Annotated in this window: 14 protein-coding genes; 10 read left to right on the top strand and 4 right to left on the bottom strand. The window is 67.7% G+C overall.

Annotated features, from left to right (window positions below; genetic code table 11):
• Positions 1 to 52 precede the first annotated feature (52 nt).
• From leuS to QNI11_RS18305, 4 genes are all read left to right on the top strand, one after another.
• Positions 53 to 2,608, top strand: a complete 2,556-nt coding sequence (leuS, locus tag QNI11_RS18320; protein WP_283981244.1) for a leucine--tRNA ligase — start codon at positions 53 to 55, stop codon at positions 2,606 to 2,608.
• Positions 2,595 to 3,131 (top strand): LPS assembly lipoprotein LptE, encoded by a 537-nt coding sequence (gene lptE, locus QNI11_RS18315; RefSeq protein WP_283981243.1) that lies wholly within the window; start codon positions 2,595 to 2,597, stop codon positions 3,129 to 3,131. Before leuS ends, lptE begins: the two co-directional genes overlap by 14 nt.
• Positions 3,128 to 4,153, top strand: a complete 1,026-nt coding sequence (gene holA / locus QNI11_RS18310; RefSeq protein ID WP_283981242.1) for a DNA polymerase III subunit delta — start codon at positions 3,128 to 3,130, stop codon at positions 4,151 to 4,153. The genes lptE and holA overlap by 4 nt, the downstream gene beginning before the upstream one ends.
• Positions 4,154 to 4,285: 132 nt before the next feature.
• Positions 4,286 to 4,870: a glutathione S-transferase family protein gene (locus tag QNI11_RS18305; RefSeq protein WP_283981241.1), complete on the top strand. Its 585-nt coding sequence runs from the start codon at positions 4,286 to 4,288 to the stop codon at positions 4,868 to 4,870.
• A gap of 142 nt (positions 4,871 to 5,012) precedes the next feature.
• On the opposite strand, the gene QNI11_RS18300 is transcribed toward QNI11_RS18305, so the two are convergent.
• Together QNI11_RS18300 and QNI11_RS18295 are read right to left on the bottom strand one after the other, a co-directional pair.
• Positions 5,013 to 5,327 (bottom strand): DUF1244 domain-containing protein, encoded by a 315-nt coding sequence (locus QNI11_RS18300; protein ID WP_283981240.1) that lies wholly within the window; start codon positions 5,325 to 5,327, stop codon positions 5,013 to 5,015.
• A gap of 53 nt (positions 5,328 to 5,380) precedes the next feature.
• The gene (locus QNI11_RS18295) at positions 5,381 to 6,118 is read right to left on the bottom strand and encodes an N-formylglutamate amidohydrolase (RefSeq protein ID WP_283981239.1); all 738 of its coding nucleotides are present in this window, start codon (positions 6,116 to 6,118) and stop codon (positions 5,381 to 5,383) included.
• Positions 6,119 to 6,348: 230 nt separating this feature from the next.
• On the opposite strand from QNI11_RS18295, the gene pyk reads away from it, so the two are divergent.
• From pyk to rplT, 4 genes are all read left to right on the top strand, one after another.
• Positions 6,349 to 7,794 (top strand): pyruvate kinase, encoded by a 1,446-nt coding sequence (pyk, locus tag QNI11_RS18290; RefSeq protein ID WP_283981238.1) that lies wholly within the window; start codon positions 6,349 to 6,351, stop codon positions 7,792 to 7,794.
• A 131-nt stretch (positions 7,795 to 7,925) separates the two neighbouring features.
• Positions 7,926 to 8,156 carry a hypothetical protein gene (locus QNI11_RS18285; protein ID WP_100929198.1) on the top strand — a complete coding sequence of 77 codons (231 nt, stop codon included), beginning with the start codon at positions 7,926 to 7,928 and terminating at the stop codon, positions 8,154 to 8,156.
• 161 nt (positions 8,157 to 8,317) lie between these two features.
• The gene (gene rpmI, locus QNI11_RS18280; RefSeq protein WP_005855129.1) at positions 8,318 to 8,518 is read left to right on the top strand and encodes a 50S ribosomal protein L35; all 201 of its coding nucleotides are present in this window, start codon (positions 8,318 to 8,320) and stop codon (positions 8,516 to 8,518) included.
• Between the two features lie 22 nt (positions 8,519 to 8,540).
• Positions 8,541 to 8,906 (top strand): 50S ribosomal protein L20, encoded by a 366-nt coding sequence (rplT, locus tag QNI11_RS18275; RefSeq protein WP_005855131.1) that lies wholly within the window; start codon positions 8,541 to 8,543, stop codon positions 8,904 to 8,906.
• Positions 8,907 to 8,990: 84 nt separating this feature from the next.
• Here the strand turns inward: rplT and QNI11_RS18270 are convergent, their stop codons facing one another.
• Entirely contained in the window at positions 8,991 to 9,662 is a 672-nt protein-coding gene (locus QNI11_RS18270; protein ID WP_283981237.1) for an SGNH/GDSL hydrolase family protein, read from the bottom strand.
• Positions 9,663 to 9,844: 182 nt separating this feature from the next.
• Between QNI11_RS18270 and pheS the strand changes: the two genes are divergently transcribed.
• Together pheS and pheT are read left to right on the top strand one after the other, a co-directional pair.
• A complete protein-coding gene (pheS, locus tag QNI11_RS18265) occupies positions 9,845 to 10,918 on the top strand; it encodes a phenylalanine--tRNA ligase subunit alpha (RefSeq protein WP_100929199.1) in 1,074 nt (357 codons plus the stop codon).
• Positions 10,919 to 11,124: 206 nt separating this feature from the next.
• Entirely contained in the window at positions 11,125 to 13,524 is a 2,400-nt protein-coding gene (gene pheT, locus QNI11_RS18260; RefSeq protein ID WP_283981236.1) for a phenylalanine--tRNA ligase subunit beta, read from the top strand.
• Positions 13,525 to 13,601: 77 nt separating this feature from the next.
• Here pheT and QNI11_RS18255 read toward each other — a convergent pair whose 3' ends face one another.
• Positions 13,602 to 14,153: an EF-hand domain-containing protein gene (locus QNI11_RS18255; RefSeq protein ID WP_283981235.1), complete on the bottom strand. Its 552-nt coding sequence runs from the start codon at positions 14,151 to 14,153 to the stop codon at positions 13,602 to 13,604.
• Between the last annotated feature and the right edge of the window lie 36 nt (positions 14,154 to 14,189).

The following is a 14,189-nucleotide window of genomic DNA, read 5'->3' as shown; positions in this document are numbered from 1 at the left end:
ACCTTATCACGCCACCGGATACCCGCCTGCCGATCCGTCCCCGGAGGAATACATGTCGCGCTATGACCCCGCCAGCATCGAGCCGAAGTGGCAGAAGGCCTGGGAAGACGCCCTGACCTTCAAGGCCACCCGCGAGGGTGACAAGCCCAAGTACTACGTGCTGGAGATGTTCCCCTATCCGTCGGGCCGCATCCACATCGGTCACGTCCGCAACTACACGATGGGCGACGTGATCGCGCGGTACAAGAAACAGAACGGCTTCAACGTGCTGCACCCGATGGGCTTCGACGCCTTCGGGATGCCGGCCGAGAACGCGGCCATGGCGTCCGGCGGGCACCCGAAGGACTGGACCTACGGCAACATCGACACGATGGTCGGCCAGATGAAGCCGCTGGGCTTCGGCCTCGACTGGTCGCGGATGTTCGCCACCTGCGATCCCGAATACTACGGCCAGCAGCAGGCGCTGTTCATCGACATGCTGTCCGAGGGGCTGGTCTACCGCAAGAATGCCGTGGTGAACTGGGACCCGGTCGACATGACCGTTCTGGCGAACGAGCAGGTGATCGACGGCAAGGGCTGGCGCTCCGGCGCCGAAGTCGAGCGCCGCGAACTGACGCAGTGGTTCTTCAAGATCTCCGACATGGCGGGCGAGCTTCTCGATGCCATCGACGGGCTGGACGACTGGCCCGCGAAGGTGAAGCTGATGCAGGCCAACTGGATCGGCCGGTCGCGCGGGCTGCAGTTCGCCTGGTCGCTGACGGAGCCCTCGCACGGGTTCGAGGCCATCGACGTCTATACCACCCGCCCCGACACGCTTCTGGGTGCGTCCTTCCTCGGGCTTTCGCCGGATCATCCGCTGACCAAGGCGCTTGAGCAGGACAACCCCGAGCTGGCCAGCGCCGTTGCGGCGATGCGCAAGGGCGGCACCACCGAAGAGGCGCTGGAAAAGGCGGAGAAGCTGGGCTTCGACACCGGACTGAAGGTGAAGCACCCGCTCGACCCCTCGTGGGAAGTGCCGGTCTGGATCGCCAACTTCATCCTGATGGACTACGGCACGGGCGCGATCTTCGGCTCTCCGGCGCACGACCAGCGCGACCTCGACTTCTGCCGCAAGTACGATCTGCCGGTGATCGACACCTTCCTGTCGCTCGACAACCCGGAGCCGGTGACCGACACCGCCTTCATCCCGCCGAAGACGGAGAAGGTGAAGTGGATCAACCACTTCGCCGGTCTCGACGTGGCGACCGGGCAGGAAGCCGTCGACACCACCATCGACTGGATGGAGGCGAAGGGCCTGGGTCAGGGCGTCGAGAAGTTCCGCCTGCGCGACTGGGGTCTGTCCCGCCAGCGCTACTGGGGCTGCCCGATCCCGGTCGTGCATTGCGACGACTGCGGCGTGGTGCCGGAGAAGAAGGAAAACCTGCCCGTCAGGCTGCCCGACGACGTGACATTCGACGTGCCGGGCAACCCGCTTGACCGTCACCCGACGTGGCGCGACTGTGCCTGCCCGACCTGTGGCAAGCCCGCGAAGCGCGAGACCGACACAATGGACACCTTCGTGGACTCCTCGTGGTACTTCGCCCGCTTCACCGCGCCGCGCGCCGAGACGCCGACCGATCTGGAGGACGCTGCCTACTGGATGAACGTCGACCAGTACATCGGCGGCATCGAGCACGCGATCCTGCACCTGCTCTACTCCCGCTTCTTCGCCCGCGCGATGATCCGCACCGGCCACCTGCCGGAAAAATCCGCCGAGCCGTTCAACGCGCTCTTCACGCAGGGCATGGTCACGCACGCGATCTACCAGACGAAGGGGGCGGACGGACGGCCGGTCTACCACTACCCCGAGGATGTCGAACTGCGCGACGGCGGCGGCTTCCTGAAGGACGGCACGGCGGTCGAGATCATCCCGTCGGCCAAGATGTCGAAGTCGAAGAACAACGTGGTGGACCCGATGAACATCATCGCCACCTACGGCGCCGACACCGCGCGCTGGTTCGTGCTATCCGACTCGCCCCCGGAACGGGACGTGGAATGGACCGCCGCCGGGGCAGAGGCCGCCTCGAAGCACCTGGCGCGCGTCTACCGCATCGCCTCCGAGATCGCAGGCGCCGAGGTGCCGCCGACGCAGGAGGATGCCGCGCTCCTGAAGGAGACGCACAAGGCGATCCACGACGTGACGATGGGTGTCGAGAGCTTCGGCTTCAACGCCGCCATCGCCAAGCTCTACGCCTTCACCAACACGCTGTCGAAGTCCCGCGCCGGGACCGAGACGAAGCGGTTCGCAGCGAAGACGCTGGCGCAGCTCATGTCGCCGATGACCCCGCACCTCGCGGAGGAAATCTGGCAGACGCTGGGCGGCGAGGGGCTGATCGCCGATGCCGCATGGCCCAAGGCCGACCCGAAGATGCTGGTCGAGGATACGGTGACGCTGCCGATCCAGGTCAACGGCAAGCGCCGGGGCGAGATCGACGTGCCGAAGGACCTGGCGAAGGAAGAGGTTGAAAAGATGGTCCTCGCACACGAAGCTGTGGTGAAGGCCCTCGACGGGGGCCAGCCGAAAAAGCTGATCGTGGTGCCGGGGCGGATCGTGAATGTGGTCGTCTGAGACGAAAACGGGAAACCTGAACCGCCGCGCTGTGCTGGCGGGCCTCGGTGCGCTGTCGCTGGCGGCCGCCTGCGGCTTCACGCCGGTCTATGCGCCGGGCGGCGGCGGGTCGCGGCTTTTGAACGCCGTATCGCTGCAGGCCCCCGATGACGACCGCCGCTACGTCTTCAACCGCCGCTTCGAAGAGCGCCTGGGCCGTCCCGCAAGCGGTGCGCCCTACGCCCTGACGGTGCGGATCCAGGTGACGGAGCAGGACATCGGCGTGACCTCGACCGGCAACATCACACGCTACCGGCTGATCGGGCGGGTGTTCTACACCCTCACCGATGCCACCACCGGCGCGATCCTGCACGACGGCCGGACCAACGCCTTCACCGGCTATTCGACCACCGGCTCGACCGTGGCGACCAGCGCTGCGGAACGCGACGCGGAAGAGCGCCTGATGGTCATTCTTGCCGACCAGATGATCGACGACCTGTTGCTGCGCGCCGCCGACTTCCCGGACCCCGCGTCGCCCGCATGAAGCTGACGCCGCGCGACGCAGACGCCTTCTTCCGCAAGCCCGATCCCAAGGCGGCTGGCCTGCTGATCTACGGCGAGGACACGATGCGCGTCGCGATGAAGCGGCAGGAGGTGGTCGCCAATCTCACCGGACCGGGTGCCGACGAGGAGATGCGCATCACCCGCCTGAACGGCGCCGACCTGCGCCGCGATCCGGCGGCGCTGCTGGACGCGGTGAAGGCCACGGGCTTCTTCCCCGGCGCCCGCGCCGTCGTGGTGGAAGAGGCCGGTGACGGCGCGACCGATGCGCTGAAGGCCGCGCTGGACGACTGGCGGGAAGGCGACGCGACCATCGTCGCCACCGGCGGATCGCTCGCCGCCAAGTCCGCCCTGCGCAAGCTGTTCGAAGGGTCGAAACGCGCCTTTGCCGCGGCGCTCTACAACAATCCACTCACCCGGTCGGAGATCGAGGCAGAGCTGAAACGCGCCGGCATTGCCGAGGTCGGCCGCGATGCCATGGGGGCGCTCGAGGCGCTGGGCCGCGACCTGACGCCCGGCGACTTCCGCATGACACTCGAGAAGATCGCGCTCTACAAGCTGAACGACAGCTCGCCGCTGTCGGTTGCGGAAGTGGAGCTGAACGCCCCCGCTTCCTTCGAGTCCGACGTGGACGACGTGTTCAACATCCTCGCCGAGGGCCGCACCGACGAGATCGCCCCGGTGATGCAGCGCCTGTCGGGGCAGGGGGTCACGCCGGTCACGCTGCTGATCATGGGCACCCGCCATTTCCGCATGCTCTACACGCTGGTGTCGGCACCGGGCGGCCCGGCGCAGGGCATCGGCCGCCTGCGCCCGCCGGTCTTCGGCCCTCGGCGCGACCGCATCCTGCGCCAGGCGCAGGGCTGGCGTCTCGACCGGCTGGAAGCGGCGCTGGAGCTTCTCCTGGACACCGACCTGACCCTGCGCAGCGCGGGCCAGAAGGCCCCGGCCTTCGCGCTGGTCGAACGTGCGTTCGTCCGTCTGGCTTACCTCGCCCGCCGCTAGGCGGTTGGCAGGCGCGCCTTGCATCGACAATGACACGCATGGGTTGAGCGACTTGCTGCCCATGCACTTTCTGGCGACTTGCGGTTGGTTAACGGGACAAGCATCCTGACCGCGAGGTCAGAGGAAGCAGCCATGACATTCACTGTTTACGGCGCGGTGCGCAGCCGGACGTTCCGCGTGCTGTGGATGCTCGAGGAACTCGACGTCACCTACCTGCACATCCCCATGCAGCCGCAATCGGACGAGGTGCGGGCGCTGACACCCTCGGGCAAGATCCCGGTGCTGGACGTCGACGGCACATACCTGAGCGACAGCTCGGCGATCCTGACCTATCTCGCGGACAGCCACGGCCGCTTCACCTGTCCCGCAGGCAGCCTCGACCGCGCGCGGCAGGACGCCTTCACCTTCCGCATCCTCGACGAGATCGAGGCGCCGTTGTGGTGCGCCGCCCGGCACAGCTTCGTGCTGCCGGAAGAAGCGCGGGTGCCCGAGATCAAGCCGGCCTGCCGCGCCGATTACGCCGTCGCCATCGCGCGACTCTTCGACGAGGTCGAGGGCCCCTTCCTGATGGGGGAGGAGATGACGGTGCCGGATTTCATCCTCGGCCATTGCGGCGGCTGGGCGCGGTCGGCGAATTTTCCCGATCCGCCGCAGGCCTTCGCCGACTATCTCGACCGCCTGCGCGACCGCCCGGCGTTCCAGATAGCCCTTGGGTAGGGTGGCGCAAAGCCCCACCCTACGGGAGCGTCGCGCCGACACGGCCGCCGCTCGGCGATCACCCCGTATCGATGCGGGAGCGTAGCCATGGGCAGACCGGGATGCAGGGCAGAGATTCTCCGCCCCCCGATCACTGCAGGGATCAGCCCTTGTCTGTGACGTTCTCCTTGAACGCCTTCTCGAAGGCGGCCTGCTTGCCTGCGTCGGCCTCCGTCTGGTTCTGCGCCTTCCACTCGGCGTAGGGCATCCCGTAGAACACCTCCCGCGCCTCGGCCTGGTCCATGTCCATGCCACGCTCCTGCGCGGCTTCCATGTACCAGCGGCTCAGGCAGTTGCGGCAGAAGCCCGCGAGGTTCATCAGGTCGATGTTCTGCACGTCCTGACGGTCCTCCATCAGGTGCTTGCGCAGGCGACGGAAGGCCGCCGCTTCCAGTTCGGTCCGGGTTGCGTCATCCATGTCGTCTCTCCTCTGGTCGCTCGTCTTGAAGACGGGCCGCCACGCGGCGGCCCCTAGTCTGATACCTTTTCCAGCGCCGACACCAGCATCGGTGCCAGCCGCTTGCCCCACAGAACCTGCGCCGCCTCGTCGCGGATCAGGTCGTGGCGGATCTCGATCAGCGTGTTCGGCCGGCCGCACCGCAGCGCGTGCAGGTCGATGGCGTCGCCGGGCAGGTGGCCGGGGTAGGGCTCGTTGCGGCCCACCACGAGGTCCGGCTCCGCCTCCAGCCGCGCGATCAGCGGATCGGACAGGCGCGCGTCCCAGGCGTGCAGGATGCCCACGTGCCACGGCCGGGGCCGCCGCCCGCGCAGCCGCGGCGTGAAGGAATGGATCGCCACGATCACCGTGTCGTCCCGCCGCGCGGCCAGCCCCTCCAGCGCGTCGTGGTAAGGCTGCCAGTAGGCGGCGATCCGGCGCGCCTTCTCGGCGGCATCGGCGTGGCGGTTTCCGGGGATGATCGTCCCGTCGTAAAGCTTCATCAGCACGGTCGGATCGTCGGCGCCGCGGTTCGGGTCGATCACCAGCCGTGAGAAGTTCGCCATGACGACCGGCGCGTCCAGCTCCGCCGCAAGCGCCCGCGACACGCCGGCAGCACCCACGTCATAGGCGATGTGCCGCGCCATATCCTCCTCCGGCAGGCCCAGCGTCCCGCCAAGGTCCGGCGGCACGAGGTTCGTGGCGTGATCGCAGGTGATGAGGAAACGGCTCTGGCGCTCTGCCCCTTCCATCGTGAATGGCGCGTATGTCATGGTTCGGTAACCTCCGGCCCGCTACACATAGAGGCCCTTGCGGGGAATGAAAATGTGCGACATCTCGTTGCACAAGCCCGGCAGTTAGGCGATAAAGCAGGCGTGTTAGCGGTAACCCGTTCGGGTATCCGCATGCGGCCATGGCAGGGTCGGCACCACCACGACGGCAGACCCCGCAAGGGCGCCGATTGAACCGTACGGGACAGGACGACAAGGAAAGGTCTACCGCCATGAAACGCGACCGCAACGTCAAGATCGTGGCCACGCTCGGCCCCGCATCCTCGACCTACGAGATGATCAGGGCCCTGCACGAGGCGGGCGCAGACGTGTTCCGCCTCAACATGTCCCACGGCACCCACGAGGAAATCGAGGAGCGTCACCGCATCATCCGCAAGGTGGAGCAGGACCTCGACAGCCCCATCGCCATCCTCGCCGACCTTCAGGGACCGAAACTGCGCGTCGGCGAATTCGCCAACGGCTCCGAAGAGCTGGAGTGGGGGCAGGAGTTCCGCCTCGACCTCGACGACACGCCGGGCGATTCGAAGCGCGTGCAGCTTCCGCACCCGGAAATCTTCGAGGCGCTGGAACCCGGCGCGCACCTGCTGGTCAACGACGGCAAGATCCGCCTCAAGGTCGCCGACTGCACCAGCGATCACGCCAACTGCATCGTCGAGGCGGGCGGCACGATCTCCAACCGCAAGGGCGTGAACGTCCCAGACGTGGTGCTGCCGCTGGCCGCACTGTCAGAGAAGGACAAGCGCGACCTGGAATTCGTCTGCTCGCTCGGGATCGAGTGGCTGGCCCTGTCCTTCGTGCAGCGCGCCCGCGACGTGCAGGAAGCGCGCGACCTCGCCAACGGCCGCGCCGCGCTGATCGCCAAGATCGAGAAGCCCTCGGCCGTGAACGACTTCGACGCGATCCTCGAGGTTTCCGACGGCATCATGGTGGCGCGCGGCGACCTTGGCGTCGAACTGCCCGTCCACTCCGTCCCGCCGATCCAGAAGCGCCTCGTGCGGAAATGCCGGGCCAAGGCGCGCCCGGTGATCGTCGCCACGCAGATGCTCGAGTCGATGATCGAATCGCCGATGCCCACAAGGGCAGAGGTCTCGGACGTCTCCGGCGCGATCTACGAAGGCACCGACGCGATCATGCTCTCGGCGGAATCCGCGGCGGGGCAGTACCCGATCGAGGCTGTGATGACGATGAACAACGTCGCCGTGTCGGTCGAAAGCGACCCGACCTACCGCGACATCATCGAGGCCTCGCGTCATGCCGACCGCAAGACCGTGGCCGACGGCATCGTGGCCGCCGCCCGCGAGATCGCGGAGACGACCGACATCAAGGCGATCTGCTGCTTCACCTCCTCCGGCAACACCGCGGGTCTGGTGGCGCGCGAACGGCCCCGCGTGCCGATCATCGCGCTGACCAACCGCCGCGGCACCGCGCGCCGCCTGTCCCTGAACTGGGGTACGCAATGCGTCATGACCGGCGAGCTGGAGCGCTTCAAGCAGGCCGTGGTCAACGCCGCCCGCGCCGCGCGCGCACACGGCTACGCGACAGAGGACGACCAGATCGTCGTGACCGCCGGTGTGCCGTTCAACACCTCGGGCACGACCAACATCCTGCGCGTCGCGCCCTGTAACGAGCGGTTGATCTATTCCACCGATCCGGAGTGATCTGGCAACCGGGGCGCGTGTACTGCGCGCGCCCCGGCCCCGTGGCCCATCCTTGGCCGAATGTCATCCGGCGCCGCATTTGACCCGCGCGCGCCGGTGACGCACTCTGGCCCTGACAGCCGGAGGCACCCATGACCCTCGATCCCAAGACCGCGCTCGTGATGGGCATGCTGCTCGTGGTGCTTGCGCTGCCGGCGCTGATCTCGGCATGGGCAGACCGCCGGAAACCCTTCGCGGGCACGATCCTGCTGTTCGCCGGCTGCGCACTGGGCACATGGGCCTGGCGCAGGCAGGAGGGCGGCTTCCGCCTCGACGAGGTGCCCGACATCCTCTACGGCGTGATCGGACAGATGATCGGCTAGCCCGGCCGCCCGCGCACAAGGCGCGGACCCCCTTGCCAAATTCCCCCCGGCCCTCTATAGGGCGCCCTTCAACCGCGCGGCCGGCCTTCTTTGGCATGCCGAGTCGCGTCAACAACGGCGGCCCGAGCGTAAGCGAAGGCGCTCTTTGAAGAGGAACCGAAATGCCCAAGATGAAGACCAAGTCGAGCGCCAAGAAGCGCTTCAAGGTGAGCGCGACCGGAAAGGTCATCGCTGGCCAGGCCGGCAAGCGCCACGGCATGATCAAGCGCCACAAGAAATTCATCCGCGACGCGCGCGGCACGACCACGCTGTCGGCCCCCGACGCCAAGATCGTCAAGGGCTACATGCCCTACGATCGATAACCGCTAGCCAGGAGGATCAGATATGCCCCGAGTCAAAGGCGGTACCGTCACACACGCGCGCCACAAGAAGATCACCAACCAGGCCAAAGGTTACTATGGCCGCCGCAAGAACACCTTCAAGGTGGCGGCACAGGCGGTTGACAAGGCGAACCAGTACGCAACCCGCGACCGCAAGAACCGCAAGCGCCAGTTCCGCGCGCTGTGGATCCAGCGGATCAACGCCGCCGTTCGCCTGAACGACGAGACGCTGACCTATTCGCGCTTCATCAACGGCCTGTCGAAGGCCGGCATCGAGGTGGACCGCAAGGTGCTGGCCGACCTCGCCGTGCACGAGCCGGACGCCTTCGCGGCGATCGTCGAGCAGGCGAAAGGTGCGCTGGCCGCGTAAGCTGCCCGCCCTGATGTGTTGAACACGAACGGCCGTCGGATCCCCGGCGGCCGTTTTGCTTTGTGCGCCGCGCCCGGGCGGCCGTCAGCGTCCGCCGCCGCGCTTCGCCCGCTCGGCCTGCAGCGTATCGGCCAGCAGCCTCGCGATCCGGGCGGAGCCGGTCGGGGACGGGTGAATCTTGTCCCACGCGAACAGCGACAGGTCCGACGACGGCATGACCGCCGCAAGGTCGACCAGCACCACGCCTTCGTCGCGCGCCGCCATCCGCATCAGCCGCGCCTCGTATTCGAGGTAGGGCCCGACGCAGATCGTGCCCGCATAGCGCGGCGCAGTGTAGTAATCCGCCCAGATCACGTTGCTGCCCCTGCCGCGCAGTCCGGCAACCAGCCGGGGCACCGCGCCGGAGCGTCCGTCCGCCGACACCAGCTCGTCCAGAACCGTATCGCAGCGCGTGCAGCCGCATTCCTCGCGCAGGTCGTTGGCGCCGCCGTCGAGAATGACCCACTCCGCCGACAGCCGCGCCACCTGCGAGGGGATGCTCAGCGGCCCCACACCCTCCGTCACCCGGGCGAGCGAGGTCGCCACGTCACCCACCGGTTCCCGCAGGAGGGCAGACATGTTGTCCGCCACCGATCCGCCGCTGTTGCGGTTCCAGGCCATCACCGAATCGCCCGCCACGACGATCCGCGCGCCGGGCGGCACCGAGCGTCCGCAGGCCGCCAGCGCAAGGCATATCAAAAGTCCGACAAGTCGCATCGCGATCCTCCCTCGCCGGGGAACCTGACACGAAATCCCCGCGCTTCAAGTCGTCCCGTTCGGGCAACACGAGGCCGTTTCTTGGCAGCGGGAACACGTTTCCCGGCCCCGCCATGGCGCTCCGGCCTTGTTTCCCCCGGCGTCCCTCGCTACTCAGCACGCGCACACGCGGGAGCCCTGACATGGACGATCTGAGAAACAAGTATCTCGACCTCATCTCGAACGCCTCCGACGAGGGCACGCTCGAGGACCTCCGCGTCGCCGCCGTCGGCAAGAAGGGCGAGATCAGCCTGAAGATGCGCGAGCTGGGCAAGATGTCCCCCGAAGAGCGTCAGACCGCCGGTCCGGCGCTGAACGCGCTGAAGGACGAGATCAACACGGCGCTGGCCGCGAAGAAGGCCGCGCTGGCCGATGCGGCGCTGGACGAACGGCTGAAGACCGAATGGCTCGACGTGACGCTGCCGGTCCGCCCGCAGCGCCAGGGCTCGATCCACCCGATCAGCCAGGTGACGGAAGAGATCACGGCGATCTTCGCCGACATGGGCTTTGCCGTGGCCGAGGGGCCGCAGATCGACACCGACTGGTACAACTTCGACGCGCTGAACATCCCCGGCCACCACCCCGCGCGGGCCGAGATGGACACGTTCTACATGCACCGCGAGGAGGGCGACAATCGCCCGCCGCACGTGCTGCGCACCCACACCTCCCCGGTGCAGATCCGGCACATGGAAAAGCACGGCGCGCCCTGCCGCATCATCGCGCCGGGCCGCGTCTACCGTGCCGACTACGACCAGACCCACACGCCGATGTTCCACCAGATCGAGGGCCTGGCCATCGACCGCGACATCTCCATGGCGAACCTCAAGTGGGTGCTGGAGGAGTTCTTCTCCGCCTTCTTCGAGATCGACGGCATCAAGACCCGCTTCCGCGCCTCGCACTTCCCCTTCACCGAACCCTCGGCCGAGGTCGACATCCAGTGTTCCTGGGAGGACGGCCAACTCAAGATCGGGCAGGGCGACGGCTGGCTGGAGGTGCTGGGCTCCGGCATGGTGCACCCGCACGTGCTGCGCTCCGGCGGCGTGGACCCGGACGAATGGCAGGGCTTTGCCTTCGGAATGGGGATCGACCGGATCGCGATGCTGAAATACGGCATCCCCGACCTCCGCGCCTTCTTCGACAGCGACCTGCGCTGGCTGCGCCACTACGGTTTTGCGAGCCTCGACGTGCCGACCCTGCACGGTGGGCTGTCGCGCTGACCTGAAAGGCAATCCCGCGGCGTACCCGCAGGATGTGGCCTGACAGCGCGATCCGGCAACGGGTACCGCCCTTCCGGGGGCGGTATCGCCTGTGGCGTCCGTTGCTGTGAGTATTTGCAAAGCAGAGAAGCACAGGGTCGCCCTTCCCCTCCCATCGGGGCTGCGGTAAGGGAGGCCGGACGTATTTTCTGATCGGGGCCCGGCACATGAAATTCACCCTCTCCTGGCTGAAAGAGCATCTCGACACCACCGCCTCTGTCGACGAGATCGCGGAGACGCTGACCGATCTAGGCCTCGAGGTCGAGGAGGTTGTCGATCCCGCGTCCCGGCTGAAGGCCTTTACCCTCGCCAAGGTGGTCCACGCCGAGCAGCACCCGGACGCCGACCGACTGCGCGTCTGCAAGGTTATGACCGACGAGGGCGAGAAGCAGATCGTCTGCGGCGCGCCGAACGCGCGTGAGGGGATCACCGTCGTGCTGGCGAAACCGGGCGACTACGTGCCCGGCATCGACACGACGCTCTCGGTCGGCAACATCCGCGGCGTCGAGAGCCACGGCATGATGGCCTCCGAGCGGGAGCTGGAGCTGTCGGACGAGCACACGGGCATCATCGAGCTGCCCTCCGGCGAGGTCGGCCAGAAGTTCACGGACTGGCTGGCGCAGAACGACCCGGCGAAGGTCGACCCGATGATCGAGATCGCGATCACGCCGAACCGGCAGGACGCCCTTGGGGTGCACGGCATTGCCCGCGACCTGGCGGCGCGCGGCCTCGGCACGCTGAAACCGCTCAAGGAAGCGCATGTCCCGGGCCAGTACCCGTGTCCGGTCTCCGTCACCATCGACGCGGATGCCGCCACCGACGGCTGCGAGATCTTTGCCGGACGGCTGATCCGCGGCGTGCAGAACGGGCCCTCGCCGAAATGGCTGCAGGACCGCCTGCGCGCCATCGGCCTGCGTCCGATCTCGAAGCTGGTGGATGTGACCAACTTCTTCACCCATGACCGCAACCGCCCGCTGCATGTCTTCGATGCGGACAAGGTGCAGGGCGGCGCGCTGCGCATCCACCGCACCGAGGGGGGCGAGACGCTGGTGGGTCTCGACGAGAAGACCTACACCTTCGGCCCCGGGCAGGTGGTGATCTCCGACGCGGCGGGCGTCGAATCCATCGGCGGCATCATGGGCGGGCTGTCCACCGGCTGTACGCAGGACACGGTGAACGTCTTCCTCGAGGCCGCCGTCTGGGACCGCATCCAGATCGCCCACACCGGCCGCGCGCTGAAGATCAACTCCGACGCCCGCTACCGCAACGAGCGCGGCATCGACCCGGCCTACAACATGCAGGCCATCGAGGATGCGACGCAGATGATCCTCGACCTTTGCGGCGGCGAACCGTCCGAGGTCGTGGTCGCGGGCCGCGTGCCGGACACCGCGCGGTCCTACCGGCTGGACCCGGCGCGCGTCGTCTCGCTCGTCGGGATGGAGATCCCGGAAAGCGAGCAGCGCCAGACCCTGACCCGGCTGGGTTTCCGCATGGAGGGCAACATGGCGCATGTGCCATCGTGGCGCCCGGACATTCTGGGCGAGGCCGACCTTGTGGAGGAGGTGGCCCGCGTCGCCTCCCTGACGAAGCTCAAGGGCAAGCCGCTGCGCAAGGCGCCGGGCGTCCAGAGGCCGATCCTCTCGGCCCTTCAGAAGCGCGAGCAGCTGGCGCGGCGCACGGCGGCCGCGCTCGGCTACAACGAGTGCGTGACCTACAGCTTCATCGACTCGGAGGCCGCGGCGCTGTTTGGCGGCGGCGGCGATGCGACGATGCTGGCCAACCCGATCAGCAGCGACATGAGCCACATGCGCCCGCAGCTTCTGCCGGGGCTGCTGCGCGCGGCGGCCCGCAACCAGGCGCGCGGCTTTGCCGAGATGGCGCTGTTCGAGGTCGGCCATGCCTTCCACGGCGGCGAGCCGGGAGAGCAGGCGCTGATGGTCTCCGGCCTGCTGGTCGGGCGGACCGGGCCAAAGGACGTTCACGGCGCCTCGCGCCCGGTGGATGTCTATGACGCCAAGGCGGATGCGGAGGCGGTGCTGGCGGCCATGGGCGCGCCCGCAAAGGTGCAGATCCTGCGCGGCGCCGAAGGCTGGTGGCATCCCGGCCGTCACGGCAAGCTCTGCCTCGGCCCGAAGAAGGTGCTGGGCGTCTTCGGCGAACTGCACCCGCGCGTGCTGTCGGCGATGGATGTGAAGGGGCCCGCTGTGGCCTTCACGCTCTACCCCGCCGAGGTGCCGCTGCCGCGCAAGGCCGGGGCGACCCGTCCGGCGCTGGCGCTGAACGACCTGCAGGCGGTGGAGCGCGACTTCGCCTTCGTCGTCGACCGCGACGTGGAGGCGCTGACCCTGGTCAATGCCGCCCAGGGCGCCGACAAGGCGCTGATCTCCGACGTGCGCGTGTTCGACGAGTTCATCGGCGGGTCGCTGGGGGAGGGCAAGAAGTCCCTCGCCATCACCGTGCGCCTTCAGCCGACCGACGCGACGCTGAAAGAGAAGGACATCGAGGCCGTGGCGGCCCGGATCGTCGAGAAGGTGACCAAGGCCACGGGTGGCGTGCTGCGGGGCTGACCCCGGACCGCACCGCTGGCGTGACATGAGGTAGGGTGGAGTTCAACTCCACCCTGCTTTGCGTTTCGCGGGCCGGGTCAGTTGGTTCCCGGACCTTTCGGCATGGCGTGGCCCATGCCCTGACCCATACCTTGGCCCATCCCGTGACCCGTGCCCTGCGCCATGCCAAGGCGCGTGCCTTGCCCCTGGCCCATGCGCCCCGCGCGGCCCGGTCCGAAATCGGCCACCGTCACCGCGTCGTCTCCGTCGCTGTCCATCTGCGCGACCCAGCCGGCGGCTCCGGCGACGAACTCCTCGCGGCTGACCTTGCCGTCCCCGTCCGTGTCGTTCCGCGTCAGCTTCATGCCGTCTGCCGCGCGCATCATCGCCCCGCGGTCCTGCGCGCTTTGGGCGGCCATGTCGGTTGCACGGGCCTCGTCGAAGAGCGTGTATTCATTGGCGTCCAGAAACCCGTCTTCGTCGGCATCGAAGGAGAGGAAGACATCGCCGCGGCGCGTCTCGGCTTCGGCCACGGTCACCTTGCCGTCGCCGTCTAGGTCCCAGTTCTGGAGGAAATGCGCCCCGGGCGTGCCTTGCTGCGCCAGCGCGGGCGTTGCGAGAAGGGCGAGGGCGAGAGCCATGCGTTTCATGTCGGGATCCATTCATCTGCGTTTGTGATAGTCATA

Origin of the sequence: Sagittula sp. MA-2, from assembly GCF_030126985.1 — a bacterium.
In the GTDB taxonomy this organism is placed as follows: domain Bacteria; phylum Pseudomonadota; class Alphaproteobacteria; order Rhodobacterales; family Rhodobacteraceae; genus Sagittula.
Note: the sequence above shows the minus strand (reverse complement) of the source record. Positions and strands in the feature narration are given on the sequence as shown.

Excerpts from the sequence above, each read along its gene's own strand:
- QNI11_RS18305 (WP_283981241.1), top strand. The coding sequence starts at position 4,286 with ATGACATTCACTGTTTACGGCGCGGTGCGCAGCCGGACGTTCCGCGTG.
- QNI11_RS18295 (WP_283981239.1), bottom strand. The coding sequence starts at position 6,118 with ATGACATACGCGCCATTCACGATGGAAGGGGCAGAGCGCCAGAGCCGT.
- leuS (WP_283981244.1), top strand. The coding sequence starts at position 53 with ATGTCGCGCTATGACCCCGCCAGCATCGAGCCGAAGTGGCAGAAGGCC.
- QNI11_RS18270 (WP_283981237.1), bottom strand. The coding sequence starts at position 9,662 with ATGCGACTTGTCGGACTTTTGATATGCCTTGCGCTGGCGGCCTGCGGA.
- rpmI (WP_005855129.1), top strand. The coding sequence starts at position 8,318 with ATGCCCAAGATGAAGACCAAGTCGAGCGCCAAGAAGCGCTTCAAGGTG.
- lptE (WP_283981243.1), top strand. The coding sequence starts at position 2,595 with ATGTGGTCGTCTGAGACGAAAACGGGAAACCTGAACCGCCGCGCTGTG.
- pheT (WP_283981236.1), top strand. The coding sequence starts at position 11,125 with ATGAAATTCACCCTCTCCTGGCTGAAAGAGCATCTCGACACCACCGCC.
- pyk (WP_283981238.1), top strand. The coding sequence starts at position 6,349 with ATGAAACGCGACCGCAACGTCAAGATCGTGGCCACGCTCGGCCCCGCA.
- QNI11_RS18300 (WP_283981240.1), bottom strand. The coding sequence starts at position 5,327 with ATGGATGACGCAACCCGGACCGAACTGGAAGCGGCGGCCTTCCGTCGC.
- pheS (WP_100929199.1), top strand. The coding sequence starts at position 9,845 with ATGGACGATCTGAGAAACAAGTATCTCGACCTCATCTCGAACGCCTCC.
- QNI11_RS18255 (WP_283981235.1), bottom strand. The coding sequence starts at position 14,153 with ATGAAACGCATGGCTCTCGCCCTCGCCCTTCTCGCAACGCCCGCGCTG.
- rplT (WP_005855131.1), top strand. The coding sequence starts at position 8,541 with ATGCCCCGAGTCAAAGGCGGTACCGTCACACACGCGCGCCACAAGAAG.
- QNI11_RS18285 (WP_100929198.1), top strand. The coding sequence starts at position 7,926 with ATGACCCTCGATCCCAAGACCGCGCTCGTGATGGGCATGCTGCTCGTG.
- holA (WP_283981242.1), top strand. The coding sequence starts at position 3,128 with ATGAAGCTGACGCCGCGCGACGCAGACGCCTTCTTCCGCAAGCCCGAT.